Source organism: Brevibacillus nigriterrae, from assembly GCF_049846925.1.
Taxonomy (GTDB): Bacteria; Bacillota; Bacilli; order Brevibacillales; family Brevibacillaceae; genus Brevibacillus_H.
Genome location: NZ_JBNCMT010000021.1, coordinates 1 through 7,649, shown reverse-complemented (window position 1 = coordinate 7,649; position 7,649 = coordinate 1). Strand labels below are relative to the sequence as shown.

At 43.1% G+C, this 7,649-nt stretch carries 7 protein-coding genes, 4 tRNA genes and 1 rRNA gene; all 12 read right to left on the bottom strand.

The annotated features are described in order from the left end of the window. A partial coding sequence (locus ACPW7N_RS15845) for an electron transfer flavoprotein subunit beta/FixA family protein (RefSeq protein ID WP_425652074.1) occupies positions 1–586 on the bottom strand: 586 nt, incomplete at its 3' end. 319 nt (positions 587–905) lie between these two features. After that, positions 906–1,163 (bottom strand): HPr family phosphocarrier protein, encoded by a 258-nt coding sequence (locus ACPW7N_RS15840; RefSeq protein WP_425652073.1) that lies wholly within the window; start codon positions 1,161–1,163, stop codon positions 906–908. 48 nt (positions 1,164–1,211) lie between these two features. Continuing rightward, positions 1,212–2,162, bottom strand: coding sequence for a DNA-binding protein WhiA (gene whiA / locus ACPW7N_RS15835; protein ID WP_425652072.1), 951 nt, complete (start codon positions 2,160–2,162; stop codon positions 1,212–1,214). Between the two features lie 5 nt (positions 2,163–2,167). Further along, positions 2,168–3,157 (bottom strand): gluconeogenesis factor YvcK family protein, encoded by a 990-nt coding sequence (locus tag ACPW7N_RS15830; protein WP_425652071.1) that lies wholly within the window; start codon positions 3,155–3,157, stop codon positions 2,168–2,170. An 81-nt stretch (positions 3,158–3,238) separates the two neighbouring features. Continuing rightward, the gene (gene rapZ, locus ACPW7N_RS15825) at positions 3,239–4,120 is read right to left on the bottom strand and encodes an RNase adapter RapZ (RefSeq protein ID WP_425652070.1); all 882 of its coding nucleotides are present in this window, start codon (positions 4,118–4,120) and stop codon (positions 3,239–3,241) included. Positions 4,121–4,342: 222 nt separating this feature from the next. Further along, positions 4,343–5,305 carry a thioredoxin-disulfide reductase gene (gene trxB, locus ACPW7N_RS15820; protein ID WP_425652069.1) on the bottom strand — a complete coding sequence of 321 codons (963 nt, stop codon included), beginning with the start codon at positions 5,303–5,305 and terminating at the stop codon, positions 4,343–4,345. Positions 5,306–5,372: 67 nt separating this feature from the next. Next, positions 5,373–7,001, bottom strand: a complete 1,629-nt coding sequence (locus tag ACPW7N_RS15815; RefSeq protein WP_425652068.1) for a tetratricopeptide repeat protein — start codon at positions 6,999–7,001, stop codon at positions 5,373–5,375. A 162-nt stretch (positions 7,002–7,163) separates the two neighbouring features. After that, positions 7,164–7,239, bottom strand: a tRNA-Gly gene (locus ACPW7N_RS15810). A gap of 1 nt (position 7,240) precedes the next feature. Then, a tRNA-Lys gene (locus ACPW7N_RS15805) sits at positions 7,241–7,316 on the bottom strand. A 6-nt stretch (positions 7,317–7,322) separates the two neighbouring features. Continuing rightward, positions 7,323–7,398, bottom strand: a tRNA-Phe gene (locus ACPW7N_RS15800). 23 nt (positions 7,399–7,421) lie between these two features. Then, positions 7,422–7,498, bottom strand: a tRNA-Asp gene (locus tag ACPW7N_RS15795). Between the two features lie 57 nt (positions 7,499–7,555). Further along, positions 7,556–7,649, bottom strand: a 23S ribosomal RNA gene (locus ACPW7N_RS15790); the annotation flags it as partial.

The following is a 7,649-nucleotide window of genomic DNA, read 5'->3' as shown; positions in this document are numbered from 1 at the left end:
GAAGTGGAGAGTAAGAAACCTCGTTGATTTCTTTCTCAGTGGTAAGCAAGCATGGCATTGTAGATTGAATCACCTCATAGCCATTCTCACGTTTACGATGAACAACAATAGTTTTCTTAGCAAAATCAGCAGCTTCGATGAATTTTACGTTTGTAAGTGGCGGTATTCCCATACGTCTTGCGATACCAGGACCTACTTGACCAGTGTCACCGTCGATAGCCATTTTTCCACAGAGTACGAGGTCAATCGGCTTCAATTTAGTGATTTTTTCAAGTGCCTTGTACAGTGCATAGCTTGTTGCCAACGTATCCGCTCCGGCAAATGCACGGTCGGAAATGAGATAAGCATCGTCAGCACCGATTTCCACACATTTGCGGATCGCACTAACTGCTTGAGGTGGTCCCATGGACAGTACAGTTACAGTACCTCCATGTTGTTGCTTGAGGCGAACTGCTTCCTCAACTGCATGAGCATCATAAGGATTGAGGATTGCTGGGGCACTGCTTCTGTCTAACGTGTTTGTCTTGGGGTTGATCTTGATGATCTTCGTGTCAGGAACCTGCTTGACGCATACTACGATGTGCATAAACGCACTCCTTTCGGAAGGGAAGATCAAATAAAAAAAGTAAGTGAAAAAAATCACTTAGTAAACTGAGGAAATATGAATAAATACGACCCTCTTGTAACATATTATATTCGAATTTGATAAAATTACGACACTTTTTTAAAAATTTTTTAAATTCTATATTTTGCAACTTGTAAACGTTATCTAACTTGCAAATAGTGAGAAATTGGTAATACGCTATTTCCTTTTCAGTTCATTATCCTAAACGGACCATTTTCCACCTGTAAACAAAAAAGATAGTCAAAATATGTCGACTATCTTTTCTTTGCTACTCCATATTTTATTCTTCTCTGCTTACCAAGTTGGTTAAATTGCTAACTGCTTGTGACTCGTCTGGACCTTCTGCAGAAATGGTGATCTCCGTTCCAGAGCTGATTGCCAAGCTCATGATCCCCATAATGCTTTTGGCATTCACCTTTTTTGTGTCCTTCTCTACAAAAATCTCTGAAGCAAAACGGTTTGCTTCCTGTACGAAAAATGCGGCTGGTCGAGCCTGCAATCCCGTTTTCAAATTTACCCGTACTTGTTGGCGTACCATGGGGTGATCCTCCTTACTTTCCTTACTGATTATCAGTAGTATATCATGTTATGGTATAGAAATATTTTGTTTTTCTCTTAATTTGTCAGCGATTTCGTTAATTTTTCGCAGTCGATGGTTGATTCCTGACTTGCTTACCACTCCACTCGGAAGCATTTCCCCCAGTTCCTTGAGGTTAATATCCGGGTGCAGGAGACGAAGCTCTGCAACTTCTCTCAATCGGGGCGGAAGGTTATCCAGTCCCATTTCTTTTTCAATCAGTTGAATATTCTCCATCTGCCTCGTCGCGGCGTTCACTGTTTTGTTAATGTTGGCGATTTCACAGTTATGTAGACGGTTCACCGAATTACGCATGTCCTTTACGATCCGAACATCCTCGAAATACAACAACGCCTGGTGTGCACCAATCAAACTTAAAAACTCTGTTATTTTTTCGCCTTCTTTAATGTACATGACGTAACCTTTTTTCCGCTCAATACATTTGGCATTTAAGCGATAACGGTTCGCAAGCTTGGTTAGTGCTTCACAAAAATCCTGATACGCCGTAAAAATTTCCAGATGATAGCTGGAAGCCTCCGGATGGTTCACCGATCCGCCTGCCAGAAATGCTCCTCGCAGATATGCCCCGCGACAGCAAGACTTCTGCGTCAAATCAGTTGAGATACCTGGATAAAAGTTGAGATTTTTATCCATAATTCTCAAGTCTTCCAACATCTCCATGGATTGATACGGTACACGAACGATATACACATTGTTTTTCTTGAGGCGCATCTTTTTGCGAACCAGTAATTCTGCGTGAACCTGAAACAGCTTTTTCATTAGTGTGTAGATTCGTCTTGCAATAGCGGCATTCTCGGTTGACACATCAAGGATAAACCTGCCCGTCCCGAACTGGATACTGCCGTTCATCCTGATTAAAGCAGCCAATTCTGCTCGACTACAACAGATCGGGGCTTCGAGCATCGTCAGTTCCTTTTTGGTATGAGCGGCAAATGACATGATCTTCACTCCTTCACTTGTTTGGCCAACTTGACAACCCGCTCACTAACAGCGCTTGCATTGTGCCTCAAAAAACCATCCCCATAGGTAATCAGCGATTCGGCAATAACCGTAAACCCAAACGAGTTCAGTTCTTCGATATCGCATCGAACGGGAGCAGCTCCTTTTTCGGCATACTTTTCCAATACAGTAGGGGGCATTACTGCATTATTCACAATTACTGTATCTAAAAACGGTTCTCTGACATGTTCAAACATGGCTCTGACATGATCAGATGCAGAGAATCCATCTGTTTCACCTGGCTGGGTCATTACGTTGCAGACGTATACTTTTGGTGCAGAAGAAGCCTTAATCTCTTCAAACAGGCCTTTTACCAATAAATTAGGCAAGATACTGGTATACAAACTGCCCGGTCCAATCAGGATAATATCTGCTTCCGCAATTGCTTTTGACGCCTCTGGAAGTGGAACAGCATCAGCAGGCTCCAAAAACACTTTTTTGATCCGCTTTCCAGACAAGGGGATCTGGGATTCGCCCGAAACAATTGTCCCGTCTTCCATCTCCGCCTTTAGCAGGATGGATTGATTGGATGCAGGCAAGACCTCCCCACGAACTGCGAGTACTCTGCTAAGTTCTTTGACTGCGGTTACAAAATCACCCGTAATTTCATTCATTGCCGCAAGTAATAGATTTCCCAAGTTGTGTCCAGCTAATCCCGTTCCATTCACAAACCGATATTGCATCAATTTTTCCATAAGTGGTTCTGTATCAGCAAGTGCTGTCAGGACGTTGCGAATATCTCCAGGAGGGAGCATATCCATCTCTTCTCGTAAACGTCCTGAACTCCCCCCATCATCTGCAACAGTAACTATGGCTGTGATATGAACTGGTTCTTGTTTCAGCCCACGCAAGAGGACTGACAAACCAGTACCGCCACCGATCACGACAACTCGCAATTGTTCCTGTGGCTGTTTTCCCCTTTTTCTTGCTGTCATATTTCACCTCAATTTCCCCGTTACGGGAATGATCAGGCTGTCCTCTCCCTACAAAAGATCATTTTATCTACCATGGTATGCTTACTTGCTTTTTTCCATGTCTCGGTGAGTGACACGAATTTGAAAATCATTTGTAAAATGTTGACCGATTCGTTCAGCTATCGCAACAGATCGATGTTTGCCTCCCGTGCAGCCTACTCCGATCACTAACTGGCTTTTTCCTTCTCGTTGATAGTGCGGCAAAGTAAAGGCCAGGAAATCAAGCAGTTTGTTGACAAATTCCTGGGTCTCACTCCATTTCATTACGTAGTTGGCCACTTCTGCGTCACACCCTGTTTTGGGGCGTAATTCGTCTACGTAATGGGGATTCGGCAAGAAACGAACGTCGAACACCAGATCCGCATCGATCGGAATTCCATATTTAAAGCCAAAAGACAAGACATTTATCGTTAATTGCGAGCTCTGTTGTGAATACTGATTGATGATGATTTCACGTAATTGTGCTGGTTTCAACTGTGAAGTATCAATGATTTGGCTTGCTCGTCCCTTGATCTCCTGCAGGATTTTACGCTCTAGATCAATACCTTCCAGTGGCGAACCATTCGGGGACAGTGGGTGTCTTCGTCTTGTCTCTTTATAACGAGTAACCAGCGTTTGGTCATTTGCATCGAGGTACAGAATTTGGAACGTAATTCCTTCCATTTCGCTAAGTTGATCAATCTCCTGGAATAAACTTTCGAAAAATTCCCGTCCCCGCAAGTCAATTACCAATGCAACTCGCTCAATTCCACCGCCAGATTGTCTAATTAATTCGGCAAATTTCGGAATCAGAATCGGTGGCAAATTATCAACACAGAAGAACCCGAGATCCTCTAGGCTCTGTACAGCAACAGTTTTGCCGGCGCCAGACATGCCTGTAATGATTAATAGGTTGACTGCTCGTTCTTTATTTTGCTCGTTCACGTTCTCGCCTCCTCTGATTCTTTCAATAGAATAACACAATGACCAATGTAAACGAAGCCTTCTAAGCCGATTGACAGGAAAAAGGATTTGAATTTTTATACATAAATAAAAAAAAGGCGGGGCTTCATCAAAGCCTCGCAAAAAGTTTATTACGTATAGAAAAGGGGGTCAATTCATGTCTTTATAGTAACCCTCAAATATTTCAGTAATGTTACAACCAAGTTAAGAGATTGTGACATTTTGTTCTTTTAGTTTTTCATTCAAGGATTCTACGTAATGTTGCGCAGCCTGTGCAGCGATGGAACCGTCACCTGTTGCGGTAACAACCTGACGAAGAGTTTTCTCACGAACGTCTCCTGCCGCATAGATTCCTGCCACTTTGGTATGCATTTTTTCATCGGTAAGAACATATCCAGCTTCATTGGTGATCCCTAAGTTTTGAACAGCAGCAGAAAGCGGGTCCATGCCAACATAGATGAATACGCCATTCGTTGGGTATTCCCGTTGTTCGCCTGTAATTGCATCCTCCAGCAATACGCTTTGAACAACACCTTCACCACGAATTTCTTTCACATGTGTATTCCAAATTACTTCGATTTTTTCGTTTTCAAATGCACGTTTTTGCAGGATTTTCTGTGCTCTGAACTCATCACGACGGTGAACAATCGTAACTTTGGAAGCAAAACGAGTCAAGAATACTGCTTCCTCAACCGCAGAATCCCCGCCACCAACGACTACCAATTCTTTATTACGGAAGAATGCTCCATCACAAACCGCACAATAGGATACACCTCGGCCAGAAAGCTCTTTTTCACCAGGTGCACCGAGAAGACGATGCTCTGCACCTGTTGCTACAATGATGGATTTCGCCAAATATTCCTTGTCACCAGCAACTACTGTCTTGTATGGGTCGCCATCTCGAACTTCTTTAATATCTCCATATGCGTATTCCGCACCAAATTTCTTTGCGTGTTCAAACATTTTGGTAGACAAGTCAGGACCAAGAATCGATTCAAAACCTGGATAGTTCTCGATATCCTCTGTATTTGCCATTTGTCCGCCTGGAATTCCACGTTCAATCATCAATGTGGACATATTCGCACGTGATGTATATACTGCCGCTGTCATGCCAGCAGGTCCTGCTCCAACAATAATTACATCATAAACTTTTGCTTGATCACTCATCTATTTTCCCTCCAGACAATAGAACTTATTATCCAATTAATACTTCTTATTTAGATTTATTATAAAGTTAGAATTTATATAAATCAAGCTCCTTTAATTCTTTTATGCATTTGGCAATCGTTGCCTGGGAGATCCCATATTTCTTTGCCAAAAAATCTTGCGTAACCTTATCCTGATTTTTTCTCGCATATGAATATTCAAGTGCTGCCAGCCATGCTACTATTTTTCGAACCGTATTTAGTTCTTTGCCTGTCCCACGTTCACAGTAACGACTCCATACTGCCAATGCCCATTTTCCAAACTCTGCATTACCAGCTTTGATCTGGTCTCGAATGAGTTCAGCTACCAGTTCTTCAGAAGTAGAAACTGCTTCATTTCGTTGTACATGTGGCGTCTCTACTGGATATTGTGCCTCTAACTCACTTAATGTTAATAAAGCCAATTTCTGCAACTGTGGGTCATGGGTAGTTTGGCTAAAACTATATAATGTATTCTTTGCCTCGTCATCCCCAATCATTGCCAACGTCTGGATAACCATTTGTTTGGCATCTTCCTTCCCGTGCTGTAATGCCCACAACAGGGAGGCTCTGATCATTGGATCAGTACGGAATTCATCAAATGCGGTTTCCTTTGGCTTTTGCAACCGTTGGTATTGATAAGGAATGACTTCTTTTTTAGTTCCCGCTTCCCGATTGCGAATCATCTCTAAATAGTATTCAGCTACTCCGGATTCGGGATCCAACTGCTTTACCTTTTGCCACCATTTGGCCGCTTGGCTATCATGATCCGACAGGTAAGCAGATATGGCTGCATAATGATACGTTGGAGCATCTGCATAGAATGGAAATTTGAGCAGGCGATGATAAAAACGGAACGCTTCCTCATGTTGCCCCAGTATCCCCATGGTAGTCGCCAGCTTATAGGCATGCTCTGGATGAAAAGGAACTACATTTTTTAACTGTTGAATCACAGGTAAAAGTTCACTTACCATATTTTGATGGGATAAGAGAACAGCCAGGTTGCACAATGCATGCAAATTACCTGAATCACGTTCGAGAGTTTCCTGAACGATCTTCATCGCTTTATCCATTTCTCCCGCATAATAGTAAGCAAGAGACAGGTTATTCCATGCCGGCATGAAATCTGGATCGAATTCATTTATCTCTGTAAGCAATACGATTGCTTCGAGAAAGCGCCCTTCTTCCAGACTCTTTCTGGCTTGCTCATGCTTGGCAAATACAGCATCCGCAGAGTGATCCAAGAAGTGTCTTGGTGGTAAATCCATTTCAAAATAAATATAGTCTAAAAGCTCTTCTGCTTCCTCAGCGAAGGAGCGTTTTGTGGCAGTTTGCAGGTATTTCATCGCCATTTCTTCCGCTGTTTCGAAGTCCTCGAGATTAGCGTAATTGTTGGCTAAATAAAAATAGACATCTTCCATTAGTGGATCGATGTTGTCAATAACATGATGCAGTATATCATTGGATTCCTGAAACTTACCCATTTCAGCCAAAATGCTTGCCAAATGACAATGGTACGAAGCATTTTCCTGGTCAAGTTCGATGGCACGGCGAAAACAACGCAACGCTCTGGGATAATCAAAGCGACGGGATAAACGCAATCCTCTCTCTGCAAAGAAAGTAGCATCCCTTAGAAAGCTAACCACCGTGTTTTTGTGCACACCCTTACTGATTTTCATAGTACCTCCGCATATCTTGAAGCTATACCCTTCTGTATCGTACCAAATCCACTTATTCCCCTCAAGTGAAAAACTTATGTTAACTGAGTACGTTTGTTTTTAAGAAAAGCAACAAAACACCACCTGCTGCGTGCAAAGTGGTGTAATTCTTCATATTAAAAATGGAGCGGACGAAGGGTCTCGAACCCTCGACCTTCGCCTTGGCAAGGCGACGCTCTACCAATTGAGCTACGTCCGCATGGTGAGCCATGAAGGACTCGAACCTTCGACCCTCTGATTAAAAGTCAGATGCTCTACCAACTGAGCTAATGGCTCACAATATGGTGGCTCGGGACGGAATCGAACCGCCGACACGAGGATTTTCAGTCCTCTGCTCTACCGACTGAGCTACCGAGCCACTATTGTCTATTAAGATAATAATGGCGGAGCTGACGGGACTCGAACCCGCGACCTCCGGTGTGACAGACCGGCGTGAACTCCAACTTCACCACAGCTCCATAAAGGTTTGCACCTTCAAAACTGGATACGCAAAATAAATTTTCTAAGGATAATACGTGGATAAGTCCTCGACCGATTAGTATTCGTCAGCTCCATGCGTTACCGCACTTCCACACCGAACCTATCAACCTTATCGTCTATAAGGGGTCT